We start from the raw sequence: 15,525 nt of genomic DNA, 5'->3' as shown, positions 1-15,525 counted from the left end.
TGCACTTGCCGCCCTGGACGTTGCCGAAGGCGTAGTTGATGTGGGTGAGTTTGTCGGCCGAGCCCGAGGTCTCGATGTTCTTGACGTGGTAGTTGCGCTGGTAGACGCCCCAGTTGGTGAAGTACCCAACCGTCTTGTCCGTGGCCGACGATCTCGCGGCCGAGGTCAGTTCCGGCCGGTCGTTGCTGCCGCCAGATGTGTTGACCGCGAGCAAGGCCGCGGCCACGGCTGCCGCGCACAACGCGCTTATGAGAGCGAAGAGGCCGCGGCGGCGTTTGCCTCCGGCGGGGCCGAGATCCTGTCTTCTGTCCGATCCGAGCATGGTCACCTCGCGGGTAGGGTGCGGGGAGGGGTGCCTGTCGTCCGTCATGGGGACCCTGGAGGGCGTGATCAGTCCGTCGATCGTTCGGACCGATAGCAACTGTCGGCACCGCCCCCAGCAACGGCCGCGCTCACCGTTCGGTTCAGTCCGCCGCTCGGAGTGGTCCGTACGGCGGTGACGGGCGGCCCCCGATCAGCCGCGGCTCAGGCACAACTCGACTCGGCCGCAGTCGCTACCGCTGCTCTCCGACTCTGCCAAGCTGTTGACCACCGGCCGTGGAGCCCCTGACGGATGTCCAGGTGGTCGAGTTCGATATCGCGCCGACCACCGACGACGCTCCCGGGAGCACCGGTCTGACACCGAACCGGGTGGGCAGTCGGCTCGCCGCCCTACATCACTGGTCGGCGCCAGCGGTGAGGCCCGCCCGAACGGCATGGCAAGCCCGCCCGGCAGCCCCGGTCAAGGGACGACCGCATTCGGTCACTGACCACTGTCGTGCTGGCTGTGGAGGCGTCAGCCTCGGTGCGGATCTGTCAGCGCAGGTCGAGCCGCATCAGGACCCGGGGATGACCGGCCAGCACCGACGTGGTGTCGGCGGCGTGGGCGAACCCGGCACGTTCGAAGTTCTTCCGGATCCCGGCGTACGCCATCGTCACGTCGACCTTGGCGTCACCACTGTCCAGTGGGTACGCCTCGATCGCCGGTGCGCCGTGGGCGCGGGCGAACTCGACCGCACCGGCGATAAGGGCGTGCGAGACCCCCTTCTTGCGATGACCGGGGCGTACGCGGATGCACCACAGCGACCAGACCGGCAGGTCGTCGACGTGCGGAATCTTACGGCTGCGCGCGAAGGAGGTGTCCGAGCGCGGTGCCACGGCGGCCCATCCGATCGGCTCGTCACCGTTGTAGGCGAGCACCCCCGGAGGGGGTGCCGTCCGACACAGCTCGGCGACGTACTCACCACGGGCCGGCCCACGGAGCTCGTTGTTGAGTTTGGACGGGATCCGGTAGCTCAGGCACCAGCAGACGTTGGCCCCAGGTGACTTCGGACCTACCAGGGTGCGGACGTCCTCGAAGACTGAAGCCGGGCGAACTGCGATGGTCATGCGCACCACGATGTCACGGCGGAAGGGCCGGCGTTGGCCCGGACCGGCTCAGCGGTCGAGTGACTTCGGGGGTGACAGCGGGCATCTGTTGCCGGAGTTCGCCCTGTCTCCCATGACGCCGAGCTCTACCGTGACCGCAACCCGGTGGAACGCCGTATCAACACAAGGCATGGCGGGGGCTCGCCACCGCCGTCACGGAACGCGTAAAAAAGAGCTACCCCGCCGCCCTCCACTTGCGCGGAGCGGTCATCTGGCTCCGCAGCTTCCGCCCCACCGCCTGCTCATCACGACGGGAGACAGGTCCTGGGCAGGTAGAACGTAGCTGCGTTCGGCGGTGATCGTTAGGCTGTGGATGTGGCGGATGCAGAGGATGCGACGGAGACTGTCTGCCGGGTCTGTGGTTTCGAGGGTGAGGTGTTCTGGGAGGGTGGCTGGCCGAATGAGGCTGCTATCTGTCCCTGCTGTGGCAATGAGCCCGATGTTGGGGACGCCAGCGTCACGGGCCTGCGCAACTACCGCGGATACTGGGTGGGACGCGGCGCCCCGTGGAACAGCTCGATGGAGGAGCGCAAGCACAGGCGCCAGGGTTGGGACCTGCTGGAACAGATGGAGAACATCCCGCCGCAATGGCGTTGATCGAGGTGATCGGCAGATGCGTCACGGCGTGAGCCAGCGGTAGCAGATCGAGGCCATCCAGTCGGCTCACCGTACGCTCGACGGTCCACCGTTGCCGTCCCAGCCGTCGTCGGCCGCCGCCGTGCAGCCGCGTCGGTGCCTCCGGCTCGACGCGCTGGAACACCTCCCACAGCCTGTCAAGGACCGGACCACAGTCACCGCCAGGATCCGTCGCCCGGCGCCGGCAGCCCGCACCGCTGCCTCGCTGCCTCGCTGCCGGCAACTCGACTACGCATTCACATCGACCCGAAAGGTCCAGAAGCGCTTACTCACGGCATGCAGGACGTATCGCACTGCCATCCCGAGAAGCCGCCGTCCTCGGGGTGTTCGAGCGCGTCGTCGAAGGCGACGAGTCCGACGACGACCACCGCGATGATCACCGTGGTGAGCGCCACCGCTGCCCAGAGGAGGACGGTCTTCAGCGAGCGGCGGCCCGAACGTGCGCCGACAGCCGCCCCGGGTTGCGCCTGACCGGCGGTCGTCCCTGGCGGCGTCTCAGCCGCGACGCTTCCCGGCCGCACCTCAACCGGTTCTCTCCGCTCGCCCCCGCAGGGTCTGTCCGAGCGACTCCGACCACCGCCCGCGGCCGAATGGCGGCCCCTCACCACCTGGGGTTCGCCGTCCGAGTCAGGGGGCCGGTACGGGACCGCCGGGCCGGAACCGCTCCACCCCGACGATGTGCCGCACCTTGACCGGGCGCACGATGACCGCGACCCGCTCCTCTCCCGGCATGAGCCACTCGAACCGTTCGCTGCCCAGGTACTTCCGGGCCAGCCGGTCCATCCGCTCGTGGGCCTCCTCGCCCTCGATGAAGCGGGTCACCTCGCCGCTGATCTGCACCCGGTCGAAGGGGTCGGCGGCGTCCGCATGCGAGAGGTAGACGCGAGGGTCCCGGCGCAGGTTCTCCTCCTTCACCCGCCCCACCGAGGTGTTGAACGTCAGCTCGCTCTCGCCCTCCAGATCCACCCACATCGGGCTGACCTGCGGTGCTCCGTCGGCGAACACCGTTCCCACATACCAGATGTGGGGGGCGCGCAGTCGGGCGCGGACGGCTTCGGTGAAGGTCGTACTCATGCCCGGAGGCTACCAACCACCATGATCGACGGGGCGGCTCGGGGCGCCGCGGCTTTGCGCGGCACCGGGCGCGCACCGCGGTCACGCCGTCGCGCTCTCCCGGTCCGGGTAGCTGCATGCCGACTTGGGCAGGAGGACGATCACGTCGTAGGCACCGAGGTGTCGGCCACCGCCCCGCGACCGGCCGCAAGCCCCTCACCATCTCTCAAGCCCGACGGGACCCTGGACGCCCTCGCCCCGGCCGCGCTGAACCGCCTGCGCGACATCAAGCGCCCCCCACCGCACCTTCCCCGGCAACCTCCCCGCCCCCGGCTGACGGAGCCTCAGGTGGCCTCGGGCCGCTTCAGGTGGTCTCCGGCCGCTTTCGTCGGCCGCGGTCGACGGCGCGGTGACCGGCCGCGGCATGGCCGGCGCCGCGTCCCTCCGCGCGGGCCACGATCAGTTTGTCGGCCACCCGGACCGCGAACTCGGTGCCGTCGTCGACCGAGTCCCAGCCGAGAGCTGCGGGGACCGCGCCATCTTCGTCGAACACGACGCGTGTCCGCGGCAGTTCCCCGGCCGCGAACACCCGGCGCAGGCAGCCGACGAGATCGAGAAGTCGGAGTCGGGCCAGTCGGCCGGCCTCGGCCGGGTCGCCGGTCACTACGACGATGGTCACCTCGTCGCCGGGCCGGGCCGCGCGCACCGCCTCCTCGGCCGCGGACAGCCGGGCCACGCCCAGCGTGACGATCACGCCGTCGTCGCCGAGAACGATCGGGCGGCCGGTGATCTCGTCGCGCAAGCCGCCGGGTGCCGCCCACTGGTCCTCCGCCGGCCGCGCTGGAGCGACGAAGGGCAGGTGGGGCGGCTCCGCGTCATCCGTGAGGGTGATGTCGGCCAGGTGCTCGGCGGCGCCGGCCAGATCGAAGGGGTCGCCGACCCCGGGGGCGTTTTCCGCGAGGCCGGCCGCGCCGTGCAGCAGGGTCAGTGCCAGCGCGGCACGGCGCACCATCCGGGCGTCGGCTCCGGGGAGCGATTCCAGGGCCAGGGCGAGCAAGAGGGCTTCGAATCGCACGAGTTCGGCCAGCGCGGCCCTGGTCGGCGCGGTGTCGAGCACGCCGGACAGCGAGCGCAGCTGGAGGTGCCCGCTCCCGGGGGTGTCGCCGGCGAGTGGCAGGCGTTCGAGCCAGACCCGGGCGAACGCGCCGAGCGCCTGCCCGGCGGAGTCGGGGGATGCCACCGGCGGCTCGGCGGTGGCCCTGGCCCGCTCGGCGCTCTCGGTGAGCACCGCGAGGTAGAGCGCGCGCTTGCCGGTGAAGTTGGAGTAGACCGCGCCCCTGGTCAGTTCGGCCCGCTCGGCGATGCGGTCGATCTTGGCGTCCGCGTAGCCGTGCTCGGCGAACTCCTCGCGCGCCGCGATCAGCACCGCGACCCTTGTCCGCTCCTGCTGCTGGGCCCGGGTCAGCCTCGCCATCGTGTCCCCTTCCGCTCCCGTGGCATGATACAACGAGCATCCAGATGGCAACGTCATCGGAAAACAGTGAGCATTGGAGATCGGGTGTGGGTGACGAGGGGTTCGAAATCGACGATCTGGTCAGGAGATTCGGCCGCACGACGGCGGTCGACGGGGTGAGCCTCGTAGCTCACCGCGGCCATGTGCTGGGACTGCTGGGGCCCAACGGCGCCGGTAAGACGACCGTCGTCCGCCTCCTGGCGACCCTGCTGCGCCCGGACGCCGGCCGGGTGCGGGTGGCCGGTCTCGACGCGGTGCGGGATCCCGCCGGGGTCCGTCGGCGCATCGCGCTCTCGGGGCAGCACACGAGTGTCGATGAGGAGCTGACCGGGCGGTCCAACCTGGTCATGATCGGCCGGCTCCTCGACCTCGGCCGGCAGGACGCCCGCCGGCGGGCCGGCGAACTGCTGTCCCGCTTCGGCCTCGAGGAGGCGGCTGATCGCCCCGTCGCCACCTACTCTGGCGGGATGCGACGCCGCCTCGACCTCGCCGCCGGTCTGGTCGGGCGGCCCGAGGTGCTGCTCCTCGACGAGCCCTCGGCCGGGTTGGACCCCGCGAAGCGCGACCAACTGTGGCGAACGATCCGCGAGCTCGCCGAGGACGGCGTCACGGTCCTGCTCACCACGCAGTACCTGGAGGAGGCCGACGCCCTCGCCGACGAGATCACCGTCATCGACCACGGGCGGGTGATCGCCTCCGGCATACCCGCCGACCTCAAGCGCCAGGTCGGCGGGCACACCGTCGTCCTGAGGCCGGCCGACGTCGACGATCTCGATGCCGCGGCGGCCGTCGTCGCCCGGGTCACCGGGCGGGAGCCCGGCCGGTCGCACCGCCACGAACTCGTCGCGCCGGTCGCCGACGACGCGGAGTTCTTCCACATCGCGGCGCGACTTCGGGAGCTCGACATCGGCGTCGGTGAGTTCGCGTTCCGGCTGCCCAGCCTCGACGAGGTCTTCCTTCACCTGACCGGGGCCACCGCCACCGACCACGCCGCCGAGGAGGCAGCATGACCACGCCCGTCGCCGGGACCGCCGGGCCGCACCCCCTCGCCACCCTCCGGCACAGCATGGTCCTCGCCCGGCGCAGCCTCGCCAAAACCACCCGCAACCCGGGCCCGGTCGTGAACGGCGTCATCACCCCCGCGCTCTTCATGGTCCTCTTCCTCTATCTCTTCGGCCGCCCGGTCGCCGGCTCCACCGCCGAGTACGCGCAGTACCTGTTTCCCGGGATCCTCGTCATGGGCGCAGGTCTCGCCGGCATGGTCTCCACCGGAACGGCCATCAACCTGGACCTGAGGAACGGCGTCACCGACCGGTTCCGCAGCCTCCCGATCAGCCGCACCGCACCGCTGCTCGGCTCCGTGCTGGCCGACGTACTCCGCTATCTGATCGCCGTGGTGATCCTGTTCGCCATCGGGACACTGCTGGGCTTCCGCGTCCAGGGCGGCGCCCCCGCCGCCCTGGGCGCGGCAGGTCTCGCGATCCTGTTCGGGTTCTGCCTCAGCTGGCTCACGGTCCTCATCGGCGTCCTGGTCAGGAGCGCGGAGGCCGTCACGGCGTTCAGCTTCATCGCCTTTCTGCCGCTCCAACTGGGCAGCAGCCTGGCCGGCCCGACCGACACCCTGCCCGGCTGGCTGCGGGCCTGGGCCGACATCAATCCCGTCACCCACGTCATGGACGCCTGCCGCGCCCTGCTGAACGGGACCCCGGAGGCGGGCAGCGTCGGCCGCACACTGCTCTGGTCGGCCGTCCTGTTCGCCACCTGCTGCCCGCTCGCCGTCCGCGCCTACGGGCGCCAGGAGTGAACCTCCCACCGGAGGAAGGAACCAACATGGACACGCCGGAGACCAAGGCGCCGGACGCGGCCCTGCACGCCCTGCGCTGTGTCGGCGCCGCCGGCACGGCCCGGCTCCACGAGGTCACGGGCCTCGACGAATCCGACCTGACATCCGAGCTCATCGACCTGGGGGCCGCCGGCCTCGTCACCCGGTTCCCCGGCGACCCGCCCTGCTGGCTGCTCACCGACGCCGGCCGCGCCGCGGACTCCGAGCAGATCGCCCATGAGCTCGACTCGGCCGGTGCCCGCGGTGCCGTCGAGGTGGCGTTCGGCCGGTTCCTCGCCCTCAACCCGGAACTGCTCGACCTCTGTGGAGCCTGGCAACTCCGCGACGTCGACGGCGTCGTGAGCGCCAACGACCACCGCGACCCCGCCTACGACGCCCGGATCCTCGACCGGTTCGCCGACCTCGACCGGCGCTTCGCCCCCGTGTGCGCCGAACTCTCCGCCGCCCTGCCCCGCTTCGGCCGCTACCGGATCCGGCTCGCCGGCGCCCTCGACCGCGCCGCGGCCGGCGAGCTGGAGTACGTGACCGACGACCTCGCCTCTTACCACACCGTGTGGGCTGAACTGCACGAAGACCTGCTCGCCACCTTGGGAAAGCAGCGATGAGATGGATCCGCGCGCTCTCCGCCGAGCTCGACGAGGGAGCGGACACACTGGGCGGCAAGGCGCTCGGCCTCGCCCTCCTGCACCGCCTCGGGCTTCGGGTGCCGGCCGGTTTCGTCGTCACCACGGAGGCCTGCTGCGCCTTTCTGCGGGACGGCCGCCTGCCCGACGGGCTCCGCGACGAACTCGAGACCGCCGTCGCCGGCCTCGAACGCGCCACCGGCCGCTCCTTCGGCGGGCCGCACCAGCCGCTCGCGGTGTCCGTCCGCTCCGGGGCCGGGGTGTCCATGCCCGGCATGATGAGCACGATCCTCAACCTCGGCCTCACCACCGGGGCCGCCGCCGGCCTGGCCGCCGAGACAGGTGACCGGGCGTTCGCCGAGGACTCGCGGCAGCGTCTCCTGTCGAGCCTCGCCGCCGCGACCACCCACGACGCGCCGGTCCCGGACGACGCCGACCGCCAGCTGGAGCTGGCGATCGAGGCAGTGTTCTCGTCCTGGGACGCGCCGCGTGCCCGCACCTATCGCGCCGTGCACGACATCCCGCACGACCTCGGCACGGCAGCGATCGTCCAGTCGATGGTGTTCGGGAACCGAGACGCCCACAGTGGCACCGGGGTCGCGTTCAGCCGCGACCCCGACACCGGTGCGAACATCCCGTACGGCGAGGTCCTGTTCGGGCACCAGGGGGAGGATGTCGTCTCCGGCGCTTCGGCGACCAGTCCGCTGCACGCGCTCGCCGACCGGGAGCCGGCGGTGTGGACGGAGCTGCGCGGCGCCCTGCGCCGGATCGAGGGGCATTACCGGGACGCCTGCTATGTCGAGTTCACCTACCAGTCCGGCGAACTGTGGCTCCTCCAGGTCAGGCCCGGCCGGTTCGTCGGCGCCGCCGCCGTGCGCCTCGCCACCGAACTCGTCGACCAGCGGGTCATCAGCCGCCATGAGGCGCTGTGCAGGGTCTCGACCGAGCACCTCAGGCACGTCCGCACACCGCGCATCGCCTCCTCCGCGGAGACCCGCGTCCTCGCCCGGGGAGTCGGCGCCTGCCCGGGCGTCGCGACCGGCCGGGTGTCGACCACCCCGGAGCGGGCGGTGCGCATGGCCAAGGACGCCCCGGTCGTCCTGGTGCGCCCGGAGACCTCCCCGCACGACATGCACGGCCTCGCCACCGCCGTCGGGATCGTCACCGCGCGCGGCGGACCGGCCAGCCACGCCGCAGTCGTCGCCCGCGCCATGGGTAAGCCCGCGGTCGTGGGCGCCGCCGGTCTCGCCTTCCACCCCGGAACGGGCACCGTGACGGCCGGCGGTGTCTCCCTCGACGAGGGCACCCTCGTCACCGTCGACGGGTCCAGCGGTGAGGTCGCCCTCGGCCGCCCCCGCATCGTCACCGACCCGGCCGGCGACCATCTGAACCGACTGCTCGCCTGGGCCGACGACGTCTCGGGCGACCACTCGGAGCGCAGCGAGTCCCAGCGCCTCGCCGCAGCCCACGCCGCGCCGGCGTCCCGCGGCGACATCTGACGCGTCCCAGAGCTCCGGAAGGAGATCGGCGATGCCGACTCGACACCGCTACCCGCTGCGCCACGGCACCGCCGACGCGCGGGGCGAAATGACCGATGTCGGGGGCGGCAGCCCGCCGCCCTCACCGCCGGGTTCGCCCGCCCCGCGGCGACCGAGACCCATGGGGTCCTGGTCACCTACGCCTACCCGGTGGCTGTCGGAGTACGGGTCCAGTCATCCGGCGCTGTCGCGTGGGCGGCCGGACCCGACTCCCGACTTGGTGGAGGAGAACAGTTCCTCCCCGGCTACCGCGTCTGCGCTAAGCAGAGGAGAAGGTCCGCACTCCGCACGGATCAGCTGTACTGGGCTCCGATATTTGTGATGCCCTGCGGGAATGTGCACGAGGCGATCGACCACCCGGATGTTCGCCATACGCCGTAGTGCGTGGTCCCGTCCGAGCATTTGATCTGGACCCGATAGCTGTTGACTCCGGAGCACTTCGTCGAGCCGGTCACGTTGTTGCTGGAGATCTGGAACTCACATGAGGCCTGTATGGCTTGTCTCTGTTCAGATGCCGCTGTGGCGGTGCCACTTGTGGCGAACACCGCCCCCGTCGCCAGCGCGCAGAACGTCAGGGCCTTGGTCAACTTCATAGTCACTCCTCGGTTCGCTGTCCCCCCGTGAGACCGTCAAGGCTGCCCTTGTGCTGCGTGGCGGACAGTTCGACAAGCCACAACGAGAATTCCGAAGAGGGCCGGCTACACCTGATGCATGTATGGCTGCCCCCGTTGAAGAGCATGACAGCTTGTGCGGTTAACTGTCCGATTCTTTTCGGACAAGAGTGCTTGATGTTGAATTCTGATCTCTGCGTGGGGCGTTGCGGCGGTTTTCGAGGTATATGTGACGCTCAGCGCGCATGAGCCGCGGGACCGGAGTCGACGGCGCACTACCGCTCGTCCGGCGCCGGACCTTCGTCGGATTCGTCCGGCGCATGGCCTGCGACGACTCGCCACCACTGCCGCTTGTTCTCGACCCGTACGACGATTCCGAGGGCCGCCAGCTCATGCCGCAACTCCCGCAGGTCGTCGCCCTCACCGCCCTTGCGCAGCAGCTGGGCACGGGCCCGGAGCAGGGCATCCGCACCCGGGGGCAGGCCGGTGGTGCCGGGTACCCAGCGGCGGAAGTCGCTGTGGAAGGGGTCCGTATCCAGCCAGGCGTATCCGTGCCGGGTGAAGGCTGCGGACACCCGGTCGGCATCGAGGTCGCACTTCTCCCGGGCCAGTTCGGTGCCGTCGGTGCTCAGTACGACGAGGTCCTTCCCGTCCAGGAAGGCCGCCCGGACCCGGTCCCGCCCCAACTCCCACGTCGTGTCCTTGACGCTCAGCTCCACCCGGGCCCCTGACACCCGCAGGGCGAGCGACTCGTGCAGACCGATCAGCCCGACGACCAGCCCCGCGACCGTCCCGACTGCCACGGCACACAGGCTCTGCCAGGGTTCGGGGGTCCCTACGAGCATCCGCAGCGGCCCTTCGAAAGGCACCCAGGGCCATTCCACGACCCACCCGGCGGCCGACTTCGCCAGGAACCCGACGAGCATGCCCGCCGCGGCGAATCCGGGCACCAGCCAGCGCGGTTGGGTGACCGCGGTCTCCTTCTCCTGTACTTCCATGCTTCCGAGCCTCCCAACCGGCCGGCACCGCGTCGTCAGCCAAAGGTCTATGGCTCCTCGACGGAAGTAGCCGAATCCGGGCCGCAAGTCGGCGGGACAAGGAATGGTGCAGCAGCACGTATCACCCGTCACTCCCGAACCGAAAATTTTTCGGCTGCATCTCGCCATTGTTTCGGCGGCGCGTCATGCACCAGGATCTGTCCCACCATCGCGAACCCGGGCCCATGCGGCCCGGTGTGGGCGAATTGGCAGGTGCATGCTCGGCGGCTGCACCGCGTATGAACTGTGATCCATGGTCGGTGACGGTCCGTGGTCCGTGGGGCCCCTGGTGGACGGTGTCACCACCGCCTGCCGGGGCCCCGGTGCGGCGCCGCACGGATACCACCCGGCCGGCAGTGCGGCCGTCGAGCTGCCAAGAAGCGGGGCATCGGGAAGGTCATGGCAGGGACTGGTGCTCCACTCGGAACTCCGGGTGCAGCCGCCGCCTGTGGTCCACGGTGCGCGCCTCACCGGTGAGCCGAAGCCGGGCCGTCAGTCGCGGGTCGGTGCTGGAGGCGCTGAGCCGCAGGTGCAGTTCGCCGGGTTCGACGACGCGACGCCCGTCGCGACCCGTGAACGACGCGAGGTCGGCCGGTACGGTCACCCGCACCCGCGCCGCCGCACCGGGCGCCAGCTCGAGGCGTACGTACCCGATGAGGCGCTGCTCGGGCTGGACGACCGAGGCGACGGGATCGTGCAGGTAGAGCTGGACGATCTCGGTGCCGGTGCGTGTGCCGGTGTTGCGTACGGTGCAGGCCAGCGCGAACTCACCGTCCGTATTGGCCTCTTCCGCTGCCACGTCGAGCTCTGACCAGGTGAAGGTGGTGTAGGTCAGTCCGTGCCCGAAGCCGAAGGCCGGCGCCGGGTCGACGCTGGAGACGTCACTGGTGTGGCCGAGTCGGGCTGCGAGATAGGTGGCGGGCTGCGCGTCGGGGAGTTTCGGCACGCTGATGGGCAGTCGTCCCGAGGGGGCGACCCGTCCGCTGAGGACGGAGGCGAGCGCCCACGTTCCCTCCTCGCCGGGGAAGAAGGTCTGGACGACGGCGGCGGCGCGTGTCGCCGCGCCGCCCAGGGCGTAGGGGCGGCCGGCCAGGAGTGTGACGACGACCGGTGTGCCGGTGTCCAGGAGTGTGTCGAGCAGTTCTTGCTGGGCCCCGGGCAGGGCCAGGGAACCGGCGTCGCAGCCCTCGCCGCTGGTGCCCCGGCCGAAGAGTCCCGCCCGGTCCCCCAGCGCGACGATCACCAGGTCGGCTCCGCGAGCCAGTTCCGCGGCGGCGGCGAAGCCGTCCGTGTCGCAGCCGTCGACACTCGTGCCGGGCGCGCTGACGATCTCGCTGCCGGTGAACTCGGCCGCCAGGGCCTCGCGCACGGTCGGCAGCTCGATGCCGAGCGGTTTGTGCGGGTGCTGGGTGCCGACGTGGACGGGGAAGGAGTAGCAGCCGAGCACCGCTGTCGGCACGTCGGCGTTGGGTCCGATGAGCGCGATGCGGGCCGGCGCGGCATCCGCCGTGAGGGGCAGTGTGCCGTCGTTGTGGAGCAGGACGACGGCACGCTCCGCGACGCGGCGCGCCAGCGCGCGGTTGGCGCGGGTGTCGAGGTCCACGGTGCCGCGCGGGTCCGCAGCATCCGTGCTCGCGTCCGCCCTGTCCGCATCCGCCTCCGCTTCCGCGGCCCTCCCGGCGAGCGCGGGTGGCACCGGGTCCCAGTCCGCGTCGAGGAGGCCCAACTGGGCTTTCTGGGTCAGGACCCGGCGCGCGGCTCTGTCCACGAGGGTTTCGGGCACGATGCCGTCTCGGACGGCGCGATGCAGCGGCTCGCCGAAGGCCTTCACGGTGGGGAGTTCCACGTCGACCCCGGCCGTGAGTGCCCGCGCTGCGGCTTCGTCGAGGCTGCCCGCGACGCCGTGCAGCGTCTTGAGGAACGCGATCCCGAAGTAGTCGGCGACGACGGTCCCGTCGAACCCCCAGGTCTCGCGGAGCAGCCCGGTCAACAGACGTTCGTCGGCCGCCGAGGGGATGCCGTCGGTGTCGGTGTAGGCGTGCATCACCGACCGTACGCCGCTCTCGCGTACGGCCATCTCGAACGGCGGCAGGATGACGTCGGCGCGCTCGCGGGGCCCCATGGCGACGGGCGCGAGGTTACGCCCCGCGCGGGACGCGGAGTAACCGGCGAAGTGCTTGAGGGTGGCGATGATCCCCGCGGACTCCAGTCCGCGTACGTAGGACGTGCCGATGGTGCCGACGAGGTAGGGATCCTCGCCGATGGTCTCCTCGACGCGGCCCCAGCGGGCGTCGCGCACAACGTCGAGGACCGGGGCGAGGCCCTGGTGGACGCCGACCGCACGCAGGTCGCGGCCGATCGCCGCTGCCATGTCCTGGATCAGCGCGGGGTCGAAGGTGGCGCCCCAGGAGAGCGGTATGGGGTAGGCGGTCGCGCCCCAGGTGGCGAAGCCGGCGAGACATTCCTCGTGGGCCAGCGCCGGGATGCCGAGCCGGTTCGCGCCGGCGATCCTGCGCTGGGCCCGCAGCAGCGCGAGGGCGCCCAGCGCGGCGTCGACGGGGGCTGTCCCGAAGGGCCGGGTCAGCTGTCCCAGTCCGTACGGCAGCAGGTCGCCGAGCTGGACGGGGTCTTCCATGTCGTGCTGGTGCGGGGCGACCTCGGCTCCTTCGTCGCTGGTGCCGACCCACACCCCGACGAGTTGGGCGGTCTTCTCCTCCAGGGTCATCTCGGCGAGCAGGGCGTCGGCCCGCTCCTGCGGAGTGCGGCCCTTGTCCCTCCACAGCGGGACCTGGGACTCCTCGGGGCGTGCTGTCTCTACGGTCACGTGGCCGGTCACTTTCCTCCGACGCCCATCAGCCCCTGGACCAGGGCGCGGCGGGCGAACAGATAGACGAGCAGGATGGGAAGCATGGACAGGACGACCGCGGCGAACAGGCCCGGGGTGTCTACTCCGTGTTCGGTCTGGAAGTCGTAGAGCCCCATCGTGATCACCTTCGTCTCAGCCGACTGGGTGAGCACCAGGGGAAAGAGAAACCCGTTCCACGCCTGGAGCGCGGAGAAGACGACGATCGTCGACAGGCCGCCGCGGGACAGCGGCAGCACCAGACGGAAGAAGATCCGCCGGGACGAGGCACCGTCCACGGTCATCGCCTCGTACAGATCGGGGGTGATGTCGCGCATCACTCCGGTGAGGACCAGCGCGCACACCGGCATGGCGAAGGCGGCCGTCGGCAGGATGACGCCGACGAGGTTGTCGTAGAGCCCCGCCTGGCTGATGACGTAGAACATGGGCACGATCACGGCCTGCGACGGGATGGCGAGGCCGAGCAGGAAGAGCCGGAAGACGGTGTTCGTCAGCCGGCTGCGGCTGCGGACGATGGCGTAGGAGAGCGGGGGCACCAGGAGCAGGACGATGCCCACTACGCACACGGTGACGATCAGCGTGTTGAGGAAGTACTGGCCGAAGCCGCTCTCGGTGTTGTCGAGGTTCTTGAGGTAATTGTCGAGCGTGAAGCTGTCCGGCAGCGCCAGTGGACCGTTTTCGGCATAGTCGGAGCGGGACTGGAGCGTGGCGGTCAGCATCACGTACAGCGGCAGCCCGACCAGGAAGAGCCAGACCAGTGACCCGAAGCCGGCGAGGTAGTTGGGACGGCGCTTGATCACAGGCCCTCCATCGTGCTGCGCATCTTGCCGTAGCCCGACAGCCGCACCATGATCAGCGAGATGATCGTGGCGACGAGGACCAGCAGCACGCCGATCGCCGAGGCGGTCCCGTAGTCGTAGCTTTTGAAGGCCTCTTGGTACATGTAGAAGGCGCTGATGGTGGTGTCGGTGCCCGGGCCGCCCTGGGTGAGGATGAGGACGGTCTCGAACGTCGTCAGGCCGCCCACCACCATCAGGATCATCGAGGTGATGATGCTGTTGCGCAGTTGGGGCAGCGTGATGTGGAAGAACTGCCGCACGGTGCCCGCGCCGTCGATCCGCGCCGCCTGGTAGAGCACCTGCGGCACGGCGCGCGCCGCGCCCTGGTAGATGAGCGTGTGCAGCGGGGTGAACTGCCAGGCGCTGACGAAGACGAGAACGCCGATGGCGCTGCTTTGCACGCCGAACAGGTTGCCGTCGCCGAACAGCCAGGACGCCTGCGCCGGCACCCCGAAGTTGGGGTCGAGTACGGCGCGCCACAGTACGGAGACGGCGGTGGCCGACAGCAGCAGCGGCACGAAGTAGATCGCCGACAGGATGGCCCTGTTGCGCTGGTGGCCCGCGGCCCAGACGCCGAGCAGGATGCTGAGCGGGGTCTGGATGGCGACCCCGAGCACCGTGAGCAGAACGCTGAGCCAGAGGCTTTTGAGCATGACGGGGTCGTCGAACAGCTTCTTCCAGTTGCCGAGTCCGACGAACTCCGGTCCGCTCAGCCCGTCCCAGCTGCTGAGGGAGAGCGCAGCGACCAGGACGAGCGGGACGAGCGCGAACAGGGCGAAGAAGACGGCGGCGGGTGCCGCCCAGGCGGAACCCGGGCGGCTGGTACCGGTGCCGGTGCCGGAGCGGCCTGGTGGCCGTCCGCCCGATGCTGCCTGACGGCGCTGCGTGGCTGGTGGGGTGAGGCTGGTGGTCGTCATGACGTGATCCAAGTCAGGGGGCCGGCGCACGGTCAGGAGGTGGGCAGGGCCTGCATCGCCTTGATGAAGCCGTCCTCGTCGAGCCCTCCGTTGAGGAACCGCTGTACGGCCTGGTGCATGGATGTCGTCGCCTTCTGCGGGTACGCCTGGTCCCAGGAGAGCTGGAAGTCCGGGGCCTTCTTGACCAGGTCGTACTGGAAGTGCGCGAAGTCCGGGCTGGCGGCGGTGTCCAGGAACTTCTCGGTGTTCGTCGTGGTGGGCAGATTGCCGACACCCAGCTGTGCCTTGACGAACTTGTCCGAGTACTGGAGCTTCAGGAACTCCGCGACGGCCTCGGGGTGCTTCGTCTTCTTCAGGACGGAGTAGAAGTTGTTGGTGTTCCCGACGAGGTTCCCAGGGTCGCCCTTGCCGCCTTCGACGGTGGGGAAGGCGCTGTAGCCGAGGTCCTTCTCGGCGAATTCCGGATGGGAGTCCTGCTGGGTGGCGTACTCCCAGGAACCCATCAGCTCGAAGGCCGCCTTGCCGTTGGCCAGGAGAGTGGGCGAGCCGTGGTCGGTGTACTTCACCGAGTCGTAGTTCGTGGCG

Annotated in this window: 15 protein-coding genes and 1 pseudogene; 5 read left to right on the top strand and 11 right to left on the bottom strand. The window is 70.3% G+C overall.

Annotated features, from left to right (window positions below; translation table 11 throughout):
- A pseudogene (locus tag KBY19_RS33205) lies at positions 1 to 322 on the bottom strand (chitinase); the annotation flags it as partial.
- A 533-nt stretch (positions 323 to 855) separates the two neighbouring features.
- Positions 856 to 1,428 carry a GNAT family N-acetyltransferase gene (locus KBY19_RS33200; RefSeq protein ID WP_210967316.1) on the bottom strand — a complete coding sequence of 191 codons (573 nt, stop codon included), beginning with the start codon at positions 1,426 to 1,428 and terminating at the stop codon, positions 856 to 858.
- Positions 1,429 to 1,782: 354 nt separating this feature from the next.
- Between KBY19_RS33200 and KBY19_RS33195 the strand changes: the two genes are divergently transcribed.
- Complete coding sequence (locus tag KBY19_RS33195) at positions 1,783 to 2,064, top strand: hypothetical protein (protein ID WP_099886240.1); 282 nt, start codon at positions 1,783 to 1,785, stop codon at positions 2,062 to 2,064.
- Between the two features lie 308 nt (positions 2,065 to 2,372).
- Here KBY19_RS33195 and KBY19_RS37390 read toward each other — a convergent pair whose 3' ends face one another.
- From KBY19_RS37390 to KBY19_RS33185, 3 genes are all read right to left on the bottom strand, one after another.
- Complete coding sequence (locus tag KBY19_RS37390; RefSeq protein WP_282102967.1) at positions 2,373 to 2,498, bottom strand: hypothetical protein; 126 nt, start codon at positions 2,496 to 2,498, stop codon at positions 2,373 to 2,375.
- 232 nt (positions 2,499 to 2,730) lie between these two features.
- Positions 2,731 to 3,177, bottom strand: a complete 447-nt coding sequence (locus KBY19_RS33190) for a TIGR03618 family F420-dependent PPOX class oxidoreductase (RefSeq protein ID WP_099877055.1) — start codon at positions 3,175 to 3,177, stop codon at positions 2,731 to 2,733.
- Positions 3,178 to 3,520: 343 nt separating this feature from the next.
- A complete protein-coding gene (locus tag KBY19_RS33185; RefSeq protein WP_185015948.1) occupies positions 3,521 to 4,630 on the bottom strand; it encodes a TetR/AcrR family transcriptional regulator in 1,110 nt (369 codons plus the stop codon).
- A gap of 86 nt (positions 4,631 to 4,716) precedes the next feature.
- Here KBY19_RS33185 and KBY19_RS33180 point away from each other — a divergent pair, with 86 nt between their 5' ends.
- From KBY19_RS33180 to KBY19_RS33165, 4 genes are read left to right on the top strand one after another with little or no spacing between them, the layout of a single operon-like run.
- The gene (locus KBY19_RS33180; RefSeq protein ID WP_307843688.1) at positions 4,717 to 5,679 is read left to right on the top strand and encodes an ATP-binding cassette domain-containing protein; all 963 of its coding nucleotides are present in this window, start codon (positions 4,717 to 4,719) and stop codon (positions 5,677 to 5,679) included.
- The gene (locus tag KBY19_RS33175) at positions 5,676 to 6,473 is read left to right on the top strand and encodes an ABC transporter permease (protein WP_099877065.1); all 798 of its coding nucleotides are present in this window, start codon (positions 5,676 to 5,678) and stop codon (positions 6,471 to 6,473) included. Before KBY19_RS33180 ends, KBY19_RS33175 begins: the two co-directional genes overlap by 4 nt.
- Positions 6,474 to 6,499: 26 nt before the next feature.
- On the top strand, positions 6,500 to 7,117 hold the full coding sequence (locus tag KBY19_RS33170; RefSeq protein ID WP_099877068.1) for a transcriptional regulator: 618 nt from the start codon (positions 6,500 to 6,502) through the stop codon (positions 7,115 to 7,117).
- On the top strand, positions 7,114 to 8,634 hold the full coding sequence (locus KBY19_RS33165) for a pyruvate, phosphate dikinase (protein WP_210967314.1): 1,521 nt from the start codon (positions 7,114 to 7,116) through the stop codon (positions 8,632 to 8,634). Before KBY19_RS33170 ends, KBY19_RS33165 begins: the two co-directional genes overlap by 4 nt.
- Before the next feature lie 332 nt (positions 8,635 to 8,966).
- Here the strand turns inward: KBY19_RS33165 and KBY19_RS33160 are convergent, their stop codons facing one another.
- From KBY19_RS33160 to KBY19_RS33135, 6 genes are all read right to left on the bottom strand, one after another.
- Entirely contained in the window at positions 8,967 to 9,266 is a 300-nt protein-coding gene (locus KBY19_RS33160; RefSeq protein WP_185015952.1) for a hypothetical protein, read from the bottom strand.
- Between the two features lie 293 nt (positions 9,267 to 9,559).
- Complete coding sequence (locus tag KBY19_RS33155; protein ID WP_099877071.1) at positions 9,560 to 10,282, bottom strand: SPOR domain-containing protein; 723 nt, start codon at positions 10,280 to 10,282, stop codon at positions 9,560 to 9,562.
- A gap of 436 nt (positions 10,283 to 10,718) precedes the next feature.
- Positions 10,719 to 13,046, bottom strand: a complete 2,328-nt coding sequence (locus tag KBY19_RS33150) for a glycoside hydrolase family 3 N-terminal domain-containing protein (RefSeq protein ID WP_210967317.1) — start codon at positions 13,044 to 13,046, stop codon at positions 10,719 to 10,721.
- A 107-nt stretch (positions 13,047 to 13,153) separates the two neighbouring features.
- Positions 13,154 to 13,984, bottom strand: a complete 831-nt coding sequence (locus KBY19_RS33145; RefSeq protein WP_307842564.1) for a carbohydrate ABC transporter permease — start codon at positions 13,982 to 13,984, stop codon at positions 13,154 to 13,156.
- Positions 13,981 to 14,940: a carbohydrate ABC transporter permease gene (locus tag KBY19_RS33140; protein ID WP_210956442.1), complete on the bottom strand. Its 960-nt coding sequence runs from the start codon at positions 14,938 to 14,940 to the stop codon at positions 13,981 to 13,983. Before KBY19_RS33140 ends, KBY19_RS33145 begins: the two co-directional genes overlap by 4 nt.
- A 32-nt stretch (positions 14,941 to 14,972) precedes the next feature.
- A partial coding sequence (locus KBY19_RS33135; protein WP_210967313.1) for an extracellular solute-binding protein occupies positions 14,973 to 15,525 on the bottom strand: 553 nt, incomplete at its 5' end.

The sequence above is a fragment of the Streptomyces sp. B15 genome (genome assembly GCF_018070605.1).
GTDB lineage: Bacteria > Actinomycetota > Actinomycetes > Streptomycetales > Streptomycetaceae > Streptomyces > Streptomyces smyrnaeus.
This window is presented reverse-complemented; position numbering and strand designations above follow the sequence as displayed.